This window comes from Rodentibacter mrazii, from assembly GCF_001998825.1.
GTDB lineage: Bacteria > Pseudomonadota > Gammaproteobacteria > Enterobacterales > Pasteurellaceae > Rodentibacter > Rodentibacter mrazii.
Window position 1 is genome coordinate 1 of the sequence record NZ_MLHG01000016.1, and the last position, 22456, is coordinate 22456.

A 22456-nucleotide genomic window follows, 5' to 3' on the forward strand; every position below is an offset into this window, starting at 1 on the left:
GCTAATATGTCGATGTAATACATTTAATAAAAATTCAATGGCGTGGAGTTTTCGTTTTTATCACACAGGATTATTAAAATAATTCATAAATCTATTGAAAATAATGAGTTTGCATAATGGAAAGAAATACCTCATTCTATCTTCATTCGGACGTTTAGCCGTCTAAACCACCCACAACATCATAGATGAGGAACTTATTATGACAACATTTCATTTATCCGGTTTTCCACGTGTTGGTGCAAAACGTGAACTTAAGTTTGCACAAGAACGCTATTGGCGTGGAGAAATTGCTGAGCAAGACTTATTAGACATTACCAAAGCATTACGTGAAATCAACTGGAAGCACCAAGCGGATGCAAATGCGGATTACATTGCCGTAGCAGATTTCACTTTCTACGACCATATTTTAGATTTACAAGTGGCAACTGGTGCTATTCCTACCCGTTTTGGTTTTGATAGTCAAAATCTTACTCTTGATCAATATTTCCAATTGGCACGTGGAAATAAAGAACAATTTGCTATCGAAATGACCAAATGGTTTGATACGAACTATCATTATCTTGTACCCGAATTCCACTTAGATACCCAATTTAAAGCAAACCCTGCGCATTACATTCAACAAATTCGTGAAGCCAAAGCCCTAGGATTAAATGCCAAACCCACCCTTGTCGGGCCATTAACTTTCTTATGGTTAGGCAAAGAAAAAGGTGAGGCATTTAATCGTTTTGATTTACTTCCGAAACTTCTCCCTGTTTATGTGGAGCTTCTAAATGCGTTGGCGGCAGAAGGTGTGGAATATATTCAAATTGATGAGCCAGCCTTAACTGTCGATTTACCTGCACAATGGGTTACTGCATATAAAGAGGTCTACACCATATTAACCACACAAGTGGAAACAAAATTATTATTAGCGACTTATTTTGGTTCCGTGGCGGAACACGCTGATTTATTAAAATCTTTGCCTGTTGCAGGTTTACATATTGACTTGGTGCGAGCCCCAGAGCAACTTTCGACCTTTGTTGATTATGACAAAATTTTATCTGTAGGTATCATTGATGGTCGTAACATTTGGCGGGCAAATTTAAACCAAGTGTTAGACGTTGTGGAACCGCTAAAAGCTAAATTAGGCGATCGTTTATGGATTGCTCCAAGCTGTTCCCTACTCCATACGCCTTATGATTTATCAATAGAAACCCAATTACAGGAAAACAAACCTGAACTTTATAACTGGCTTTCTTTCTGTTTACAAAAAATTCAAGAATTACGTGTCATTAAGACCGCACTTGAACAAGGTCGTCAAGCTGTTCAAGGGGAAATTGATGCCAGCCAAGCTGCTGCCGATGAGCGTGCTAACTCAAAAGATATTCATCGCTCTGAAGTTGCTGAACGTTTAGCAAACTTGCCAAAAGGTGCCGATCAACGCAAATCACCGTTTGCAGAAAGAATTAAATTACAAAATGCGTGGTTAAATTTGCCACTACTCCCGACTACTACCATAGGATCTTTCCCGCAGACTAAAGAAATCCGCTTAGCCCGTGCAGCCTTTAAAAAAGGTGATTTAAGTTTGGCGGATTACGAAGCGGCAATGAAAAAAGAAATTGAATTGGTTGTACGTGAGCAAGAAAAATTAGATTTAGATGTATTGGTTCACGGCGAGGCAGAACGTAACGATATGGTGGAGTACTTTGGCGAATTATTAGAGGGTTTTGCCTTCACTAAATTCGGTTGGGTGCAAAGTTATGGATCCCGTTGTGTAAAACCACCAGTGATTTACGGTGATGTCGTTCGTCCTGAACCAATGACAGTACGTTGGTCTCAATATGCACAAAGTCTAACGAAAAAAGTAATGAAAGGTATGCTTACAGGCCCTGTCACTATTTTACAGTGGTCTTTTGTTCGCAACGATATTCCGCGTTCGACAGTCTGTAAACAAATTTCCGTCGCACTTTCTGATGAAGTATTGGATTTAGAAAAAGCCGGAATTAAAGTGATTCAAATTGATGAACCTGCAATCCGTGAAGGTTTACCGCTTAAACGGGCAGACTGGGATGCTTATTTACAATGGGCCGGTGAAGCATTCCGTTTAAGCACAATGGGTTGTAAAGACGACACGCAAATTCATACCCATATGTGTTATTCCGAATTTAATGATATTTTACCGGCTATTGCAAATTTAGATGCCGATGTTATCACTATCGAGACTTCTCGTTCTGATATGGAACTCCTCACCGCCTTCGCTGATTTCAAATATCCAAATGACATAGGCCCTGGAGTGTATGACATTCATAGCCCACGCGTTCCAACTGATGATGAAGTTGAACATTTATTACGTAAAGCATTACAAGTCGTGCCAAAAGAACGTTTATGGGTCAACCCGGACTGCGGACTAAAAACTCGAGGCTGGAAAGAAACCATTGAGCAATTAAAGGTGATGGTAGATGTAACGAGAAAAATACGTAAGGAATTAGTATGTTAACCATCATGCCAAATGTATCAGGTTGATGTGGTAAGATCACAGAAAGTGAGCCACTATGTCTTTTGATAAACGCCTTGTTATTTAAACAGGGAATAAACCTGGCATGCTTTTAGAAACTCTCCTAAAATTCGCCGTCTTTATGATGAAGACGGCCTTTCTTACCATAAGATCGCTGAAAAACTTTGACTCAAAAAATAACTCAATTATTGTTGAGATGACCGAATAGCAACGAGAATTTTGCTCAGGGGTATCTGTCATCAGTTGCACTTTCACCACTAATGGAGTTTTATCGCCTGTTGGCAAGTCTTTGAGAAACTCAAGATAATTTAACCGCACTTTGGGAAAGGACAGTTGTAGTTGTAAAACAAAATTATTAAAAATTGACAATATGGATGAAGTTATGTAGATTCTTGAGCTTTTTTACATACAACTCCATTTTTAAATGAAAACAAATTCAAGCATTATCATTAACTCTTCTGTTTTTCTTGCTTATATCTCCTTTTTAGGTTGGTCAGTGGTCTACATATATGGATGGGCTAAATTTTACTACTATAATTATCCTTGGGAATTCGTAGAAGTTGGTATAAATAACATTGCTAGAGCGCTTGGTATATATTATTCGTTTCAATGATTATATTCATAACTTTATAGGCTGGATTATTATTAAGAGTGCGAAGCAAGTATTCTCAAGTACAACAGTTGCATCTATTCGAACGTTTGTTGTGTTAAGTATTGTATTTACTCCATTATTAGTTCAGTTATCACTGGTTACACATAAAAATGACTATGCCATCATTTCTGTTTATTTACTTGGGGCAATAGCTATATCTATTCTTTGCAAAAAACATAGTTATAATATCAGTATCCAAAAAATTTTTAATGATATTAAAAATCAGAAAGTACACTTACTCACTGCACTGACTATAGTGTATTTTTACTTTGCTTTATCAGCTTTTATGATTGGTTATTATGCTCAGATTTTCCCCAAAACTTATGCTCAAATTACATTATTTGAAGAGGATTATTACATTTTAGGGAAAAGCCATGACACCCTTATTTTAATTCAAGACATAGGGGATAATAATAGTAACTTTTTCATTTATCCCTGCGTGAATAATATTAAACCTTGTAAAGTAACGATTAAAAATAAATCAATTATGGATTGATTTATTTTCCCTAGAGAAAAGTGTTATATCTACTTACTGGTTAAAAAAGGGGCATTACGCCCCTTTTGAGATTGTTTGAATAGCTCACTGCTTGAATAATCATGAATAATCAGCTGGCCTTGAGGAATATTTAAATTACGGCTAAGTTGTTCAGTGAGTTCAATAGAAAAAATAGACAACTTAAAAACTCTAAGTTCCCCTTTTTTAGTCTCAACTCAATGAAAATAAAAGATTTTTAGGCAAAAAAAAGCCGCTATTAAAGCGGCTTTCTATGTTTAAAATTCTGTTTGGTGCCTAGGGTCTGTTTCTTTTATCTTTGATTTAAAAGCATTAATTGTTTGATTGGCGTAATTTTGGCGTAACTTGTGTTTTCATAAATTTGTATCCATTGAAAAAATTCCCACGGGCCAGAACAAAAAGCGAGGCGTTAACCTCGCTTTTTTCTGCCTATTCGGCAGTCAATATGAAATGAAAAATACATTTTTCTAAGCTACTTATTCAGCAGTAAAGTGATTATATCAAATTAATCGCATGAGTTACGGCAAAACTACCGTACTTTTGTCCTATACTTTCCTTCATTTATTCACAGCAACAATCACCCTTTTCTTCACTTGGGCAACCAAGATCGTTAAATGCAGATTCGGTAAACTCCCATTTCACACAGGAGCCGGTAGGGAATGTTTTGGCTTCTGTTCCGTCTTTACCCCGTTCAATTTTTACTTCATTTCCAAAAGCATAAGCCTTCACAATTTCTGCACCTGTGCCATCATTGATGACTAGGTAAGTGTGATTTTCGCCGAGCTTTTCAGCCAGTTCTTTTGCGTTGATGATAGGCAATAAGCCGTCTGTTGCATTCAGCTTTTCTGTTAGGCTTGCATTAAAGCCGTTTAAAAATTGATATTTCATTTAGCACCCCAAACATTCTGAAGAAGTAAAATAACCGTTTTCACTGTTTCCAATATTGCATTTACAGCCAAGATGTAACGGTACGCAGAAAGGCTGACAGCCTTCAATTCGGATAATGCCTTGATAACGCCCTGATCGTGCTTTATAAAGTGCATCGTCCCACATAAAGGTTACGCTGTCTGCCGTCATTTCTAAAGACGGATAAACGATAGTATCGCTACCTCCCACACGAGTAATTTCAATCGTGGCTTCGGTTGCGTTACCACAGTTGTCAATTTGAAAGGTGGTTTTTGCCACTTTTTTGTTGATATGTATTGGTCGCATTTTTGCTCCTTGTTAAATGAAAAAACCGCACAATCTTGTGAAAGTGCGGTTGGTTTATGATTTATTTATTTACTTAATTTGGTAACCTGTTCGTTGGATCATGTCCTTAATATCATTCGTGGCATTAATAACAAAGAGTTGAACATTTGGGTGATCGTTTTGATAAACACGGAAAAGCTGGTCAGCAAACCCTTGTCCTATACTTGTTACACCTTGAAAATCTAAAATAACCTTTTGGAAATGCTCAAAGCGGGCAACTAACCTTTTTGCCTGTGAACGAGACATTAAAAATTCCCCCTCGTGTTTTGCTAAATTAACGGGAACAACTGTTGTTGCAAAAGCATATTCATCCGGCATTGCAAACTGATCAAATACATCTTTTGTTCGTTTGGTTGATGAATGTAATAATTCAAACATTACCTTTGTTCCCTCAATGTATTCAATATCATGTTCATACATAACATCAATGACACCTGCATCATGTACAAATGCCCAGCCTTTTGAATTTATACAGAAGAAATCAAAAATCTTAGATGAAAAGAAAATTCCTTCCCCACTATGATTTTTCTTATCCGTGGTAAGTTTTCCCTTTGATAACTCAAAAATAGATTGACGAATATCAATGAGATCAAAGGCTTTTTGTATTTTTTCAAAAATACCTAATCCATTATCGGTAATGCTCACAAAAGTTGAAATAGGCGTTTGGCGAATTTCAACAACAATTTCCGTTCCATTTGAATGGTCAATGGCATTATTGAACATCTCTGTAAATCCGTACTGGAAGATCTCAAGCACATTTTTACTCAATCCATTTAATTTTGAATCTAACGTTTGAGTGTAAACCTGAAACTCATCAAGTTCATTGCTTAAACTAAAAGTAAAAGTATCTACCTTTTCAACTAATTCATAACGGGTAGAACGCCCACGTCCTGAAACGGTTAATAAATTATCCTCAACCCAACCTTTTAATTTTCTTGATGCACTTTGGCGAGTAATTGAAAGTTTTTCAGCAATTGCTTCTGCCGTTTGTGTTGGATTATGTTTTACAACTTCAAGTAATTTACATAAAATATCGTTCATAAAATCCTTTATAAGTAACCTAAATACGATGAAATAGTAACATAAAGCAATTTATAATGTAACATTTTATTTATTAGCTTGAATAACAGGTAAAAATTATCCCCACAAGTTATTGGCAAATGCCGGTATGTTGTGTGAATTCAATGCCCCAAATTCTGCCGTTCGCATTGTGCCAAGGTATCCGCCAATATTACTTAAACCGGCAACCGATTGAGACCAGCCCTCATAAGGATTGATTTGGCTTGCGGCAGCGGCGGCTTGTTGGGCTGTGCGTAATGAGTTAAGACTGTCCGCAATCCGTCCTTGGAACATCGCATTCCATTTGTACATTTCTTCCCGATACTGGCTTTCACGTTGATGTTTGCGTTCTTCTTCAAAACGAATAGCTTGGTTAGTAGCTAACACCACGGCTTTTGCCTCTGCCACTTGCAGTTGGCGTAATGCCGTGCGGGTTGCGCCTACACAGTGGATATTGCTTTCCCGTTGCACTTTATCTCTTGCCCGTGAAAACTCACTGCGAGCCTGAGCCACTGCTCTATTTTTTGCCGTTTCATAATCGACTTGATAGCCTGCTTGCTCACGTGCTGACGCTTCGTTTAACATTCGGATTTCAATCGGGCGTGAATTGTCGTACCAATGATTGAAAAACTTATCCGATTTGTCTTTCTGATTGTTCCAGATTTCATCAAAACGATTTTGTGCCTGTTTTGCGACATCGTGTTGTTTGTCGGCAAAATAAAATGAGGCGGCTTGTTGTATTAGAGCAATAATCATATTGGCTCGGGCATTTTGTTGAACTGCTTCAAAATACTTACAAGCATAATCTGCCATTGCTAACGCTCTTGCTTTAGCCGAAGCATTTGTTAATTTGTTATCATCGGGAAGCGCTTTTATATCACTCTTAACTTTGTCACAATCACTTTCTTTCGTATCAAACAGTTCCATTATTTGATCGTGTGTATATGGGGTATCGCCCATAATTAAAACTCCTCATTTAAGTAATGTAGATAGAGATACTCCGCTTTTTCTTTATATTCCATCATTTGATGAATTAGCTCTTTGACATATTCATCTCGTAATGCCATCAGTTGCGGTGCGGTGTATTTTTTGTATTCTTGATAAAGCAGGTCTTTGCTACTGTCTTTATCGGATTTGTCTTTTAATTCGTTGATGATAGGCTCAAATTGATTTGCCATAGTTCTCCTGTTTGTGGGTAAGAAAAAACCGCCTGTATTGCTACAAGCGGTTTTGTGAAAAAATTTAATCAAATAGAGGATTGTCAGGATCATCTTCCTTTGGAAACGGAATATGAATCGGAGAAAATCCTACAATTGTAATTTCTTCCTGAGAAACTTTTCGATAATGAAGAACTGCTGCGGATGTTAATCCTTCCAAATTAAGCTGAAGCTGATAAGTTAATCTCCGAACTTTTGCACCAGGATCGAACTCACCACAATGATAATGCCAAAAATGGTTTGCCTGATAATTTTCTGTATTGGGAATTTCATCTAAATTATCATCCAGCCAAGAAGGTTTATTTTTACCAACTAGCGCTTTATCTAGCATCACATCTCGAGCAAAAACAAAAATCAAATTTTTCTGCGCCTTTGACAAAAACGGCATATCCACAAATTGTCGATTATTTGCCGTCCCGGATCTAAATGCCTCGGAAAAATTAACCTTCATCTTTCAAGCTACCCAAAAATAAATTGACGGAGCTCTTCGTCCGAAGAGTTCTTGTCAAAGCTCGCAACAATAGGGCTATTTACTCTTGGCAATAACACTAGGTCAGCTTCTTTTTTATATTCATAGGAATGAAAGAGTTTAGTAAGTTTATTTAGTGAATCTTCAAACCTTGTTAAATACTCAAACATGAGTGAACCCTCTTCAGCATATTGTTTAGTTGAAAACAACAGCCTTGCTGATTCCTTAAATAAGCTCATTAATTCACCTTCTGCAAAACCCTCAAAAATTGAAAGGCGTGTCTTAGCAAGTTGATAAAAACCAGATAAGTTTTTTTCTGCCATAAAAATACGTTCGGTTAGCTCCTGAATTTCCGCTTCAGTCGCTTCTTCAGGCACAGAGACAATATGCTTAACTTCAGAATATTGCGTGTTATAGTGTGGCTGAGGCACACCCGCAATCGCTGAAGCTATTGCCATACTAACTAATCCTAATGAAGCCATAATTCCTCCCTATTTTTGCTATTCTACATTATAACACTAAGGGCGATCAGCTTTAAACCATTAAGACAAACTCTTCATCAGCAACTGAATATAACTCTCTGTTAACTTACTGTATCGATATTCTTCATCTTCCTGTAAATTAACTGAATAGGCGACTTTGGGAATAACGAGAAACTCAAAGAGCAATCTATCCGACTGAGCAAAAGTTGCCTTTATCTTAATAAAATGAGTGGTTTTAGGATAAATTTCAGGGGCATCCTCTAAGGTTACACCAAGATCAAAATTGACTTTAGGTAATTCAAAGCCATCTTCCACAAATGAATGAATATTGGTTTGTACATAAGGCGTTGTTGCCACGTCATCAGTGATATTCGCTTTGTAATATTTATCCACTAATCCAAGTTGCCTTGCAAGCGTATCGGCAAATAATTGGATTTCACGTTTTAATATTTCCTTATGGGTTAATTTGGTTTGTTGAAAAGCCTGACCTTGTTTACATAAGGTTTGGTAATCAATCATTTTCCCTCCTATTTTTGAGTGAATTTTACACTGCCGTCATAAAATCACAACCGCACCCTAAAGTGCGGTCGTTTTTTAGTGAGTTTTCTTAGTGTTCAATTTCTCAAGAGTGCGGTACTTAAATAATATTCGGCGTTGCACTTCGTCCACTTTTTTGTAGTAAAGTGCCAACCGTTTATCATATTCCCCTTGAGAAATCTGTTTCTTTTCTAACCCTTTTGTCGCATTCGCTTTAACCTTGCGTACCACGCCGATTGCTTTATTCGCTTCTTCGTTTAATGCCAGTAAGCGTTTTCGCTCCGGTGTTAGCCAAGTTTTTACATTCTCAGGGTGATGCTCCTGCTCATATTTGTAAGCTTTTGCCAAATTTTCCATCTCAGCTTTGCTTTCATAATATAACGTACCAACCCGACTTTCGCCTTTTAATGCAAAAAAGTCATTAAACAAAGGGATACTCATTGGTTTTCCTTGAGCAACACGATTAGGATTCTCAATGAGCGCAGTCGCTAAATCACCGGCAGAACCTAAAAAGCCTTTATAAGCATTGATAAGATGCTGATAGCTTTCCGGATGGGCATCCATACCAAAAACATCATACATTGTTTTCGCCACATCTTCCCAAAATGGGGCAGTGTTGGATTTTGATTGGGTAGCATGCAATTCCTTTTCATTCACCCAGTTTGGCGTAATTTTATTACCAAAGGCATTACGGTCGGTTGCCAACTCTACAAACGGTTTGAAGATAGTCGGTGTAAGGGTGTTCGCAATTTTCGCAAACGGATCTTTGGTTACACTGGTTTCATTCGGACTAACCGGCATTAAGCTTTTTGCATTATGCGCCACAATATTACCCACAGCATCAGATAAATGAATCTGCCCGTTGAAATAACGCATCATATTTACCGCCATATTCCATGCCATTTGCGGCGCACCATAACCAACCGGAACTCGAATATCTCCTAATGGGGTAGGGATACGAATTTCACGGCTTAAATCTCCTTTGCTATCCATTTTTCCACCCGCCTCGTCATCATCACCGGCGAGAGCTGAGAGTAGTTGATAAACCATCATCCCCATCAGAACACGAGAGGCTAAATAAACTTGACCACGGCGAGTGCGTATAAACATCAAGTTATTTTTACCTCCTTGAATAGCCGGATTTAAGAACGCATAAAAGCCTTTAAAATGTTTAGTAAATGAACCTTGTTTACGGAAATCCATTAACCCAAGTACTAAACCACTGGCTTGCGCCGGAGAAATACCGTTTTCCCGTAATGCCATATAAGATGCTAAAGACGATACCGTATCAAATGTGGTGTTCCACATTTCCGCTAGACGCATCGCTTTTGTGGCCAATGTCGGATTACCATATTGCTTAAACTCCTTATCCAAGTCTTTGCGGGTTCTGGCAAGCATTGCGGAATAAGTTGATAATGCCCCGCTGTCGATCATCTCTTTTAAATAGCCCTGCTCTTTATTGAGATAATTGCCTTGTGCATCTTTTCTATCGTCTAAATTTGCTGTTCCGCCCTCTTTCGCAAATTTCGCTGTCGCTTTATAAATGCCATTCCGCCCCAAATGCGCGCCCCAAACAAGTTTTGTCATATCACGACCAATCTTGTTTTTCGCTTTCTGATCTAAATCTTTACCATTACTGCCTAAGATTTCTCGGGTTGTCAGTAAAATAGATTTCTCCCAGCTATCCCGAACCATATTTTTCAGGGCAAACATCGGTTTCAATTGGGTTACCCCACGAGCAAACCAACCTGTTAAGGTTTTGATTTGGCGAAAACCCCATAAATCGCCAAGCGGACTGACGGTTTGAGAGCTGTTTAATGCCTTCATTACATTATCCGGAAGTTTATACTCATAATAGTTATCGCCGTATTTCCGAATCAATACATCATCGCTTGTGCGTGTTGTGCCTTTCATCAGTTGCTTGGTGATACCTGTTGCCTCCTCAGCTAATTTTTGAGCTTCTCTTTCCGAATGCCCCTCTTTAAGCGCATTTTCTTTAGCCGTTTCATACAATTCATCAATCGAATTTTTAAACGGCTGCCATGCAGCATTGGTGATGGTTTTATCCAACATTCGCCATGTTGCATCAATTGCGCCTTCCGCCTCAGAATTTGAACGTCCTTTTGCCGCTTTATCCTTGCTGACATTTTTCGCTTTACGTCCCGCCCCACCAATATAATCGTTCTCTTTTTCAAGATCGATTTCATTGTCTCCGGTCAGTGGAACATAATGTTTATTTTGACGATATTTGTGATACTGCTCCCTCGTAATACGACCGCTTGCAAGATTCATTGCTAAATTTTCCTCAATTGCCTCAAACAAAGGTTTGGTTGCAATCTCAATTTCTTTAGCCGGAATTTTGGCTTCAATATTACGCATAATTGTTTGAGCATGAGGGATTGACCAACCACCTGCCGTGCCGACTTTCGGTTGATACAACTGATTACCCTGTTTATCTCTGCCCCAAACTTGACTTTCCACATCAGCTTTACGGTAGCGATATTGACGTTCAGCACGTCTATGCTCTCGGGTTGCTTGAGCAAGTGCCTCTCCATCACCGGCATTTTTTGCCTCTTCAATCGCCTGCAATGCCTCCTCTATTTTCTGTTTCTCATTGGCTAAATACTCGTTATTTTTTTCAATAGAATAACGGGCAGAAAGCCAATATTCCGCATAGAATTTAGCCTGCTCAACCGACATATTATGCTTCTTCGCTAACGCATTGATATTTTTCATCAACGGCTGCAAATACTTTTGCATCATTCGAGCATTCGCCGCATTTTTCACCCCGTCTGTGCGATTCATTTGATGAACGATACTCACCTGTTCGGCATGGGTGATTAAACCGCTTTGTTCAAGGTTCTTTAACCATTCGGCAACAGGACGGGTTTGATCTGCCAATGCAGTATCCGCTTTCACCTTAAAATATTCCCACGCTTTGCTAAACTCTTTTTCGCTTAACAAACTGCGGAGCGTGGTTTCATCTTCACTACGATGAATTTCCCCACTTTCAATTTGTTCCAATACAGAAGGTTTACGGGAATAACGAATATCATTACCCGATTGCTCAGATTGATATTGACTTAGATCGGTTTCTGTTTTAACATCACTCCCAATGGACTGTTCTTGTGATACATATGCGGGCAATTGAAGCCCAAAGGTATCTACAATATCAGTCCCTTTTTCGGAGCTGTTTTCCAATGACGAAGAACGCAATTGAAGCGTGAAGTTATTTAAGAATTCAGCTCCTTTTTCTTTATTCCAATACAGTAAATCATTCTCTAATCCACGTTGGATTTGTGAATGATTTCTACCATATACGCTTGCAATATTAATCAACTCAATACCTTGTTGAGTTTGTTTTAAATGCAATGCTGCCACAATAGGCTTATCCACCCCATTTACTCTTTCAGTGAGTTCCGTCAAAACAACATAACCATTTTGTTGTGTACTTGATCTCATCACTGCAACAGGATTATTAATTTGAGCGGGAATAGCTTTTAATACTGTTGGTTCTACCGCATGCTTATCAAACATAACTTTAGAAAGCGTTTTAGCGTGAATAATCACATCGGTATCTGGAAGCCCTAGCATTTTTAATACATCAGGAGTTGTACCAACATGGATAATTTTTGTTTCTGCTTGTTCACCACTAACCAAATCATCAACCGCTTTCGCAAAATCAGAATCGGCATTTTCATTCAAGCTGTAACGAACATCATCTTGCATTACCTGATCTTGCTGAGAAGTGGAAATCGTATTAATCCCCTCTTTGATACCTGACAAGGTGTTAAACACATCTGAGGTCGTCATTTTTTCGGTAAATTTAGGGCTGCGGAAAATTAAATTCATCAATTTACGAATATAGTTGGCAATTTTCGTAAGATGATCGGCAACGCTATTTTTACCTTGCTTATAGCTTTCGTGAATTTTGGTTTTATAACGGTTTTCTAATGCCGCCCAGTTTCCGGTTTCAAATGCCGCATAGATTTCTACCAAGGCTTCTTCCACTGCAACAGGGTAAGAAATATCGCCACGATCTTGTTGGATTTTTCGGGCCATGACTTTTACCACAACATTTTCTGCCGCACTTGCTAAGATACGGGTCAGGGCATCACCATATTTCACCCGCACACCGGCATGCGCCAATTCGTGCCAAGCTACCCAAGCCAAGCGTTCATCACGACTTAGTGTTTCATCTGCCGTAATGTTATCGCTGATGAGATAAAGTTTTTTCGTTGAGATTTCAAACCAACCTTCCACACCATCAGATATTAATTTTTTCACGTCTTTGCCGGAAGGGATTTCCGTATTGCGATCAACCACCTGAATATGTGAGGCGGTTTCATCGCCTAAAAGGCGTGATAGGGTTTGTTGATCTTGGGCGATTTGATTGACAACCTGTGCAGAATTGGCTAAATTATCACCGTTCTCTGCAACCACGCCCCTGCCTCTTTGTGAGTGAGCGTGCGTATCGTTCAGTTGGCTAATGTTAGTCGGTCGCCCGAGTTCAAGGGCGGTGTCATTTGACAAGCCGTTAGGATTAGCGAACTGTCCTGAATCAGAAGCCACGTTTGGAGCCCCTTTATCAGCACGGGGAAGTGTAGGGCTGGTAATAGTAGGAATAGACTTGTCATATCCCTTTCTATTCGCATCTTCAAACACATCAACAGCTCCCACGTTTTGACGCGTAAGTGTAGGCTTAACGTGCGTAGTAGCGGAAGTATCTCCACCTACTCCGTTTACACCTGTTTGATGTAACTTAAACCCCGTAATAATCCAAGAGTTACTTCCTTTTCTTTTTGCTAATGCAACACGATACCCGTTGTGATCGATTTGTACGCTTAGATCTTTTCCATTTGGACTAGACCAAACTTTTCCAGCCTTTCCTTTCGCAATCGCTTCAACAATATTATCTATTAGCATTCTCGCTGCCTGAGCATAACTCATACCATCTTTACGCATACGGGCTTCAATAATATGAGCAATCCCTTTGCCAACAGGTTCTCCTTTTTTGTTAAACGGTTTCGTTAAACCATCATCCCCCCAAACAAAATCAACCCAACCAAACTCACCGTTATACATTCCCCGTTTCACATCCGCTTTATCCAAGATTGCCTGTGTCATGCGCTCACGACCCCGTGCAATATTGGCTTCAACCGATTTCATTGGTGAACGAGAGTAAAGCACTTGCTGTTCTTGATCTTCTTGCTGTCTGCGATATAACTCTTGTGCGAGTTGTTGGTGTTCAGGGTAACGCTGAATTATCTCGGCATAACGGGAATTTACTTCTCTTTCCGTAATATCACCACGTTGATAAGCTGACACTATATCCTGAGATGCTTGACGATATTGTTCCAAACGATCTTCATCAAATACAGGTTGGGTAGTTTCCTGCTCCGGTTCAGTCGTCTTAACCTCGGTATCTGCAAAAACTTGCTCATTTTCAACCGCACTTTCCGACTGTAATTGCCCCGTTTGCTCAAGATAAGCCCGGGCTAAATCGGCATATTCCCGATCGCCTTCGTTTAAACGTTGTTGTAATTTACCGTCTTCAATATCGGATTTCAGATCGCTATAAAGTTCGTTAAAACGTGCTTCATCAGACTGATAACCTGCCAATACACTTTCTAACACATTGCCGTTTACCGGTGATTTTGGCTGTGTTGGTTGAGGTTCGGGTTGGGTGTTGTTTGCTATATCATCGACAGCCTGATCGCTATTCGCTTGTATTTGTTCTTCACTTGGCTTGCGATAAGCATTATCTGCCGCCGCAATCGCCCCGCCTGCCGCACCAAATAATAAACCGCCTGCTGCCGCTTCACCTAAGCCATCGCTGAGTGAATGGGTGGGATCAATATCATTGATCGCTTTATTGCCCATAAACTGTTGAAATACTTCATCAGTAGGTTCAGTAATCAATTCAGAGGCAAATTTTCCTGCCGTTGAACCCAACACACCTTTTCCAACTTGACCAATACGGGCTAATCCCCCTAATTGGCTTAATGCCGCACTGCTTAAACCGGTTGCCAACACTTCCCCACCGTGTTCAATCAATGAACCCGCCAGTTGTGAGCGTGCCTGTTGGGGCGTTAAACCTTGGGAAAGTAACGCCTGATATTGAGGGCTTTGCTGTAATTGGCTTTCAGGCATTGCCATAAGGTGATCGTAAATCTCATTACGGGTTTCCCCTGCTCCTTGCACACCACCTACAACAAAAGGCAAGGCTAAACTTGCACCACCTGTTACCGGTGCGGCGGCTGTACCAACGACTGCCGCCCCAATGGTTGGTAAAGCACTTTCGGTAAACTGCCCAATGGTTTCTAATGGGTTTTCTACGGCATTGGAAAAGAATTGAGTAAAACCTAACTCGCCATTGGCTTTCGCTTTTGCCATCGCATCGGCAGAACGTAATGCACGCATTTTGGCTTCATCACTTCGCCAGTTTTCTACCTCGTCTGTTGCTTCCTTAAACCATTTTCTTGCATCACTCTCCGGCGCAACTAAGCCAGTTACTTGTTCCCCAAGTTTTGTGAATGTTGTCGGAATGTAGGAAAGTGCATCACCTGCACGGCTGAAAAAGCCAGCCTCTTCGTCAGCAAGGCGGAACACATCAGCGTGTTCGTTAAATGCCGACAAAGCAGTTTGTTGTTGCTCTTCCGTTAAATGGGCATACTGTCTTTTCAGTGCTTCTTGTGCTTGCTCCCAAGCACGATAGCGTTCTTCTGCCGGTAAATTTGCGGTGTTGTTGATGAACGCTTTTCCCATTTCGGCTGATTCTGTTGCCAAATTGGTATTAAATGCTTCTAAACGAGCGGCACGATCACGCTCTGATAATTGGCGTGGTTTAGGTTGTTCAAAGCCATAGGCTTTTTGGAGTTCCGCCACTTCTTTTGGGGAAAGCATATTGCTAAATCCACTCGACAAGGGAGCAAAATATTCTTGAAGTTGTTTTTGAAGTTGGGTATCAAATTTCGGCATAGCATTTCCTTTATTTCGGATATAAAAAAACCGCACAATCTTGCGAAAGTGCGGTCGGTTTTGGTTAAGTTTTACTTGATATTAATTACCAATGCTGACCTCTTGCCTTAGCTTTCTCTATTTCAAGCCAACTAAAAAGATCACTTAAGTTTTTAGATTGCCCCTCCGATGGAATAAATCGTCCATTCATCATTATTCCATTTTGTTTTTCCGGTAAAGCCGTTGGTTCTACCGTTATCGGTACTGTGGATTGTGCTGCTACTTGCGGAGGCTGTGTATCAAGTCTATAAGGAAATGTTACCTGCTGCGGAATAGGCAATTGCCCAAAAGGCACAGATAAATCCAGTTTTGGTATCGTATAAGCCGCAAGATCAACAGGCATCACTTTCTTTCTGAGTGCCTCCGCTTCTTCCCTACTCGCATTACCGGAAATAATCAGTTTATTTAATTCAAAATCAAGCAAATTTGAATCGTATTGACCTGTTCTCATTTTTTCACCCGTTATCGGGTCGATAGTTACTTTTTCAGCCGACTGTAAAACGCCTTGCATAAGCGCATCCTTTTTTGCCCGATCTTGTGCTGCGGCATTGTCAAGATTGTAGTAGGCATAAGGCGATACTGTTTTTCTCACTTCCTCCGGCAATCTGTTATAAAACTCCATTTGGCTTTCACCGGGTTTGCCAAATTGTGCCCTCAGTTTAAGTAGCTCATCCTGTCCCAACAACGCCTTATTCCCGATATCATGTTGCGTGGTGTTATGCATGTTCAGAGCAATTTGGCTTTGGATTTCACTCGGATCGGTTTTTAGCGCGTTATTATATAGTCGCTGTAAATCGGCTAATTCCACGTTATTTTTGCCAATACCGGTTTCAAATTTATTATTTTCAAACGCTGTTCGCCAATCTTCTGTCGCTAAATTCTCACGGTTCTTTCGGTGGTTTTCGGATGTGGTTGCAAAGTTATTTGCAATATCAAATGCCGTTTTCCACGCATTTTGATCGAACTCTGTCGGTTGGGCGTAAAGTGCCATTGCTTTGTTAATGTCTGAGATTGCCATTGTGTTTCCTTATTTAATTAAGTAGTAAGAAAAGGCTAATGCCATAATAAAAATGGCAAGTCCTCCACTGCAAAAGAAAAACTTAATGCCGAAAGAAATATCCTTTCCTGCTTTATCTGCACCTTGTTCACTCATATTGCCTCTCAATTTTATTCCTTCTTTTATGGGAAGTTGGAATGAAAAAACCCCGAAAGTTTGCCGCTTTCGGGGTTTGTTTTTTGTTCGTTTAAACTATGCCGTTTGGTCGTAAATACTTCTCACCATATCACCAATATAATCCGGCAATCCATTTCCTACCTGTGGTGCAATACCAAAAGCGTCAGCTAATTGTTGCTGATATTTTTGCCGGTTACTGATTTTAGGTTGTTCCGGCTCGAACTGATTTAATGCCTCAAATTCACTGTTCATTGGGTTGAAGTAATTTTCAAACCCGTTATTTGTTGTTGGGGGTGTAAATGCACTGGCTAGTTGTTCTCCTAGATTTACTGGTATTGACGGCTGGCTTAAAGGTTTTGGTTCAATATTCAAATTATCATAAAGAGGAAACTGATTTTCAGGCATTGGAGCATCAACCTTTTGCCCACCTAAAAACATTTCACGTTCTCTCACTCTGCGATTAAATAGCCCTTTATTAAAACTGGGTCTTGGTTCCCCATTTTGACGGGATTTATTAAATTCTAGAATAGTATCCGCTGCCTTTTGAAAATCACCACTATTTAAGTATTTTGGAATATTAGATCGGCTAAAAGCCCCCCCACCGATGTTATAAGCAAGACTAACGAGTGCATCAAATTGGTTTTGAGATAGAGGAACTTTTACACTACTATTCACCGCATTTTCAAACTCTTTTAATTTTCCTCTTAAAATTGTATCCGCTTGGTCCTTTGTAATCGTCATCCCAGCACCAATAGGAACACCGTTAATATGCCCTGTATGTCCATAACCAATTGTCCAAACTTTTCCCTGATCTTGATAAGCTTTTAACCTTAAACTCTCTGAACCAATTAATTCATTAATGCCTTGCTGGCTTATTGTCATTCCACTCATATTTGTCTCCATAAAAAAACGCTTACATATTGCGATGTAAGCGTTTTTTGATTTTTAATGCATTTACTCAGCAGAAACCTCGTAATAATGGTAAGTTGTTATTAAATGTTTAACCTCTTCCCATAACGCTTGGCAATCTTTATTCGTTTTTACTGTCGTTTTATTTTTTTTCTCAGTTGAAATTTTGGCTAAATAGGGACTTAAATCTAATTCCCTCTTCATTACTCTCTCGGCATTTTCCTCACCAAAACTATCCACAAGTAAAGGATAATAGAGAGAATCATAAATCAAAGCCAAGTGTGATTTATCAGGATCATCAACCCAATTCTGAAGTATTTTTGTTCGTTCTTCCTGAGAGCTTGCAGACCAAATTTCAGGGAAATAGCACATCGTAATATTATTTCCTTTAATAATATAATTTGCTGTTTGTTTTTCGGTTATTTCCGCATCCGCCACCGAACAACCTAATAAACTAAATAAAAGAGCGGTTAAAATTCGTTTCATTTTTTACCTCACTTAGGCTAACCTTGATTGTGCCTTTTCATAAACACTATTCCGATCTCGTTTACCCACCGCAATCACTTTTACCACAATGCGTTCATCAATGACTTGATAAACCAATCGATAGCCCGAACTACGCAACTTGATTTTATAGCAATCCTTCATTCCCCTCAATTTTGCACTTTCAATGCGAGGGTTTTCCGCTCGCTCTCGCAATTTTTCTACAAATTGTTTTCGTAAATCTAAATCCAATTTACGAAACTCTTTTTCAGAAGAGGGAATAAATTCGATTGTGTAAATCATTTGAGCAGATCCTCTAAATCAACCGCATAGCTTTTTTCTTGCTGTCTTTCTTCCACAATCTTCGCAAGTTCGGCATCTTCTGCCAACTCTATTAAATATTCGTAAATATGGGGTGGAACGCAATAAAATGCAGGTTCATTGCGATTTAAAATGGCAATCGCCTCTCCTCCTGCCGCATTGAATGTTGCCATGGGATTGGTTTTTAGTTCGGTAATACTTGCTACGGTATTGGTTAAAATAATACTTGGCATAAATAACGCTCCTCTTTTAGAGTACTATTTATCGCTCTTTATTTAGGTTTTGTCAATTAAATTTACAAACTATCCAGCACAATCTTCACATAATCATCAAAGTCTTTATCACCTTGAGTTAAGTCAATAAAACGTTGGATAAATGGCTTTGTAATAAAGAGTGGATTTTCAATCACCAACACCATCACACAGCCTTGGATTTTCCCTTCCTCCCTTGCCGTAAATACTTTGATTTTTGTGTATGGCGTTTGCCCTGCCCACACTTGGAAAAAATGCTGCCATTCCGGGCGTAGTTGAGCGTTTTGATCGTAATGCTCACCGACATAACTAAAAAGCTCAGCCAGTAAGGTTTGGGACTGAGCAATATCTTCAATTCGTTCTGTTTGGTATTTCATTTTTACCACCATTTAATTGCCGTAATTAAATTAGGCAATGCCCATACCATGCCGAAGATAAAGGCTAAGATAACAACGCAATAAGCAAATTTCCGTGCTTTATCGGATTTATCGATGATTTCTAGCATTTTGCGCACCTCATTAAATATGTTAAAATCCATTCAAAGTTTATTCCTTTTAAATCTAGCTTAACCGGAATGAAAAAAGCCGAGATACTGCAAATACCTCGGCTTTATTTTTTGTATGTTACTCTGTTCCTAATTCCGCCACACTGGTTGCAATGTGATACTCCCACACTTCGCCTTTTCCTGTGATTTCCACATCAAAGAATAATGTGGCATAACCGGCTTTAAGGCGGTGTGGACGGCTGTCAATAACGGTTTTATCGCCCAGTACAACCGTATCTTGCACCATTTCACTACGATGCCGTTTATAGCCAATGTGCTTAACATAATTAGGTTCATAATCCTGCACCACCTTATATGCCGTCATTGCCATATATTGTGGTAGATTATGTAAACGACCACGCCATCTAAAGGTTTTCCAATTATCCCCGGCATTCCATTGATAAATTCCATCATCAGTCGCAAAGAACAATTCATCTTGATCGCTACGATAGACAGCTTTAGGTTTAATGCTCAGTGTGGTTAATTGTTCAATTTGCACGTCTTCGTAAATCGAATCAGGGACTTTAAAGCGGATAGAAATGCGATCGGTAAAACCAAAATAATAACCATCATGCACCACACCAATCATCTGCCAAGGGGCAAGAGCTTGCCATTGGTCTTTTGTATAAAGTGCGGTCGTCATCACCTTTGCTTGATTGCCGGCAAGCATCACTAACCCGTCTTTAGTCGCATAAAAACAAGCACCGTTATAAAGGCAAGCGGATTGATACGAGATAATGGGCAGCGGTTCTTCTAACTGCGTGATAGAACGGCAACCTTGTGATTGGCAAGGACTTTCCATTTCAATCACGACTGGGTATTCGTCCGTTAAGATATACCCTGCTCGCTCACCACAAAGAAAGCGGATCGGCTTGCCGTTAAAGCGCCCATAGCGATAGGCTTCGGGGAAAGCGTGGGGCTTTAACGGTTCTGACAGCCAAAGCTCCGTTCCCACTAATCCACCAAGCTGACCGTTACCACAATACTGTAAATCGGTCATACATTCGTGTGGCGGTTCATATTCTTCCGTTAGACATTCTTCACCATAAACCGTATGGGCCTGATGAACATAACTGCCTATCCCAAAACTCACCTCATCAACCAATAAGAAATGGGCTTCGGCATTTTGATCTTTGACTTGCTCACCATAATCAAGTTGAGTAACGGCACAATACAACCGCACTTTTTCGATAGAATAAGTCGGAAAAGATGTGGGCAGTCCGCTGATCACCACCGATTGATCGTTATGCACATAAATCGGATCACTCGGTAAACTTGGCGCACTTTCAAAACCAAATTCATCAACAAGCGTGTAAATGTATTGCCGTAGCTCTTGGTTAAAATCTTGGCTCAATGTTCCCAAGAATTGGGCATTGGGTGCGTTAAGTTCAACCGGAAAACCCAATCTGTTCCACTTATCATTGCAGGCATTATCTTTACGCTGAATAACGGGATAATCTTTAACACCACTCGCTACGATAAAACAACAATCTGTATCAATGCGGGAAAACGAGGCTTGGCAGTTATCACTTGCTAGAAAACAACATTTATCTACAAAGATTGAGTTGCCTGTTTTACCCGAGACTTTCTTATCCGTTCGCCACGGCCGCAATGTACCACGAGATAAATCCACATCTTCGGCAACCTGAGCCATTGCTTGATGTAGATTGTTCGGGCGTTGCCGTGGGGCAATGCCACCAAATTGAGTGAGTTTGATTGAAGGCATAGGTTTCCTTAAATGAAAAAACCGCACAATCTTGCGAAAGTGCGGTCGGTTTTGGTTAGTTTTTTAATTAAGTAATTGGTAAAAGGCTTTGACTAATGCCAATCGTTCCGTGTTGGATTGAATAAACTGTTTGGCTTTCGTCATCGTCTGTTCAAGTGGATATTTGAAATTGTGGAGATACTGCCCACCAATTTCATTTTCCATTTGACCGGGAATGTTTGTCTTCCGTAGTTTTTCTTGCATTTCGTGCGCTTGGAAGCAGAAACTATACATCTTGATAAAAAGGGCTAATGCCTCTTCGCTTTGGGTAATATTGTCAAAATGATAGTCCGGTTCTGGCAAAGCAAGCTGTTTCGGTTCATTCCGGTGCATTGCTAAAAATGCCCGTAACACAACTAAATGAAATTTCGGGCTAATCCACATTGCGTAGCTTAAGACAAGTTCTTCGCAAGCCCAAGTTCCTTGAATAGAAATATCTTTGCCACCACGAATAGTTTTAATAGCGAAGATCGTTTTTGTGCTTCGCTCATTTTCAATCTCTTTTGCTAATTCTTTGGTTTGTTCATTACGAGCAAATAAACTTGGACGATGCTTTGGATCATTTCCGCTTGCCAAGTGAAGATCATTTAAGGAATAGAGATTGTCTAAAGTACGAATTGATTGATTTAAAATAGATAAGTTTGTCATAACGACACTCCGTTAATTTTCGAAATTAAGATTTCCCTAAATAAATAGGGAGCCAAGAGGTTCGAAAGCCTAACGGTAGGCTGGAGTTATTCCCCTTTCGGGTATTGTATTCCTCACCCTCTCGGCATAGATTGAATTTTAGGTATGCACAATCAAAATTCGTTGGAAGAGAGAAAAGAGATCACGAATTTTACGCATAAAAAAACCGCTATGCTTTCGGGTGCGGATTTCCGCCGTTAAGGTTTCGACACCTTGGGCGAGATACTACTTTAGCTTTGGCGTAAGGTCAAGATAAAATCTGATAACGCCTTTAAAAAGTTTGGCGATACCCATAGCAACGCAATAATAAAAACGAAAATAAGGAATAAATAAGCAAAAGCTCGTGCTTTGTGAGAGCGGTCAATGACTTCTAGCATTTTCCTATTTGAGCCTTCTTTACTCATTGTTTACCACCATTTGATCGCATTAATAACAGAAGCAAGAGCAAATAGAAAGAAAATAACCCATATGCCAAAGAACCGCCAATTTGATAATTTTTCATTCATTGTTGTAACTCCCTTGATTATTGAGAGAATAGTTTTTAATATAGCATTCATAATTTATTACTCATTCTGTATCAATGGGTAAAGAAAAACCCGATTGTTGGTCGCAATCGGGTTTTGTTTT

The 22456-nt window shown here is 39.6% G+C and carries 22 protein-coding genes; 2 read left to right on the forward strand and 20 right to left on the reverse strand.

What is annotated here, in order from left to right; all coding sequences use genetic code 11:
* The first annotated feature begins 199 nt into the window (after window positions 1-199).
* Window positions 200-2476, forward strand: coding sequence for a 5-methyltetrahydropteroyltriglutamate--homocysteine S-methyltransferase (metE, locus tag BKK47_RS02770; protein ID WP_077493395.1), 2277 nt, complete (start codon window positions 200-202; stop codon window positions 2474-2476).
* A gap of 722 nt (window positions 2477-3198) precedes the next feature.
* Entirely contained in the window at window positions 3199-3642 is a 444-nt protein-coding gene (locus BKK47_RS02775; RefSeq protein ID WP_158074738.1) for a hypothetical protein, read from the forward strand.
* A gap of 579 nt (window positions 3643-4221) precedes the next feature.
* On the opposite strand, the gene BKK47_RS02780 is transcribed toward BKK47_RS02775, so the two are convergent.
* The 20 genes from BKK47_RS02780 to BKK47_RS12580 all read right to left on the reverse strand — a co-directional run bounded on the left by BKK47_RS02780 (window position 4222) and on the right by BKK47_RS12580 (window position 22233).
* A complete protein-coding gene (locus BKK47_RS02780) occupies window positions 4222-4548 on the reverse strand; it encodes a hypothetical protein (RefSeq protein WP_077493397.1) in 327 nt (108 codons plus the stop codon).
* A complete protein-coding gene (locus BKK47_RS02785) occupies window positions 4549-4872 on the reverse strand; it encodes a hypothetical protein (RefSeq protein WP_077493398.1) in 324 nt (107 codons plus the stop codon).
* A gap of 69 nt (window positions 4873-4941) precedes the next feature.
* Window positions 4942-5952: an STAS-like domain-containing protein gene (locus BKK47_RS02790; protein ID WP_077493399.1), complete on the reverse strand. Its 1011-nt coding sequence runs from the start codon at window positions 5950-5952 to the stop codon at window positions 4942-4944.
* A 96-nt stretch (window positions 5953-6048) separates the two neighbouring features.
* Window positions 6049-6930, reverse strand: coding sequence for a hypothetical protein (locus tag BKK47_RS02795; protein WP_077493400.1), 882 nt, complete (start codon window positions 6928-6930; stop codon window positions 6049-6051).
* Window positions 6931-6932: 2 nt separating this feature from the next.
* Window positions 6933-7148 carry a hypothetical protein gene (locus BKK47_RS02800; RefSeq protein WP_077493401.1) on the reverse strand — a complete coding sequence of 72 codons (216 nt, stop codon included), beginning with the start codon at window positions 7146-7148 and terminating at the stop codon, window positions 6933-6935.
* Between the two features lie 64 nt (window positions 7149-7212).
* Window positions 7213-7638: a hypothetical protein gene (locus BKK47_RS02805; RefSeq protein WP_143529574.1), complete on the reverse strand. Its 426-nt coding sequence runs from the start codon at window positions 7636-7638 to the stop codon at window positions 7213-7215.
* Between the two features lie 8 nt (window positions 7639-7646).
* On the reverse strand, window positions 7647-8138 hold the full coding sequence (locus tag BKK47_RS02810) for a hypothetical protein (RefSeq protein WP_077493402.1): 492 nt from the start codon (window positions 8136-8138) through the stop codon (window positions 7647-7649).
* Window positions 8139-8198: 60 nt separating this feature from the next.
* Entirely contained in the window at window positions 8199-8657 is a 459-nt protein-coding gene (locus BKK47_RS02815) for a hypothetical protein (RefSeq protein WP_077493403.1), read from the reverse strand.
* A 75-nt stretch (window positions 8658-8732) separates the two neighbouring features.
* A complete protein-coding gene (locus BKK47_RS02820; RefSeq protein ID WP_077493404.1) occupies window positions 8733-15656 on the reverse strand; it encodes a MuF-C-terminal domain-containing protein in 6924 nt (2307 codons plus the stop codon).
* A gap of 85 nt (window positions 15657-15741) precedes the next feature.
* Window positions 15742-16713: a hypothetical protein gene (locus BKK47_RS02825; RefSeq protein WP_077493405.1), complete on the reverse strand. Its 972-nt coding sequence runs from the start codon at window positions 16711-16713 to the stop codon at window positions 15742-15744.
* Window positions 16714-16722: 9 nt separating this feature from the next.
* Entirely contained in the window at window positions 16723-16848 is a 126-nt protein-coding gene (locus BKK47_RS12770; protein ID WP_279626156.1) for a hypothetical protein, read from the reverse strand.
* Window positions 16849-16944: 96 nt separating this feature from the next.
* Window positions 16945-17760, reverse strand: coding sequence for a lysozyme (locus BKK47_RS02830; protein ID WP_158074739.1), 816 nt, complete (start codon window positions 17758-17760; stop codon window positions 16945-16947).
* Window positions 17761-17823: 63 nt separating this feature from the next.
* On the reverse strand, window positions 17824-18264 hold the full coding sequence (locus tag BKK47_RS02835; RefSeq protein WP_077493407.1) for a hypothetical protein: 441 nt from the start codon (window positions 18262-18264) through the stop codon (window positions 17824-17826).
* 12 nt (window positions 18265-18276) lie between these two features.
* Window positions 18277-18564, reverse strand: coding sequence for a type II toxin-antitoxin system RelE family toxin (locus BKK47_RS02840; protein WP_077493408.1), 288 nt, complete (start codon window positions 18562-18564; stop codon window positions 18277-18279).
* A complete protein-coding gene (locus tag BKK47_RS02845; RefSeq protein WP_077493409.1) occupies window positions 18561-18815 on the reverse strand; it encodes a type II toxin-antitoxin system Phd/YefM family antitoxin in 255 nt (84 codons plus the stop codon). Before BKK47_RS02845 ends, BKK47_RS02840 begins: the two co-directional genes overlap by 4 nt.
* Window positions 18816-18877: 62 nt before the next feature.
* A complete protein-coding gene (locus BKK47_RS02850) occupies window positions 18878-19210 on the reverse strand; it encodes a hypothetical protein (protein WP_143529575.1) in 333 nt (110 codons plus the stop codon).
* Between the two features lie 2 nt (window positions 19211-19212).
* Complete coding sequence (locus BKK47_RS12775) at window positions 19213-19338, reverse strand: hypothetical protein (RefSeq protein WP_256856274.1); 126 nt, start codon at window positions 19336-19338, stop codon at window positions 19213-19215.
* Between the two features lie 118 nt (window positions 19339-19456).
* Window positions 19457-21103, reverse strand: a complete 1647-nt coding sequence (locus BKK47_RS02855; protein ID WP_077493411.1) for a hypothetical protein — start codon at window positions 21101-21103, stop codon at window positions 19457-19459.
* A 63-nt stretch (window positions 21104-21166) separates the two neighbouring features.
* Window positions 21167-21790 carry a KilA-N domain-containing protein gene (locus tag BKK47_RS02860; protein ID WP_077493412.1) on the reverse strand — a complete coding sequence of 208 codons (624 nt, stop codon included), beginning with the start codon at window positions 21788-21790 and terminating at the stop codon, window positions 21167-21169.
* A 269-nt stretch (window positions 21791-22059) separates the two neighbouring features.
* Entirely contained in the window at window positions 22060-22233 is a 174-nt protein-coding gene (locus BKK47_RS12580) for a hypothetical protein (RefSeq protein ID WP_167366168.1), read from the reverse strand.
* Between the last annotated feature and the right edge of the window lie 223 nt (window positions 22234-22456).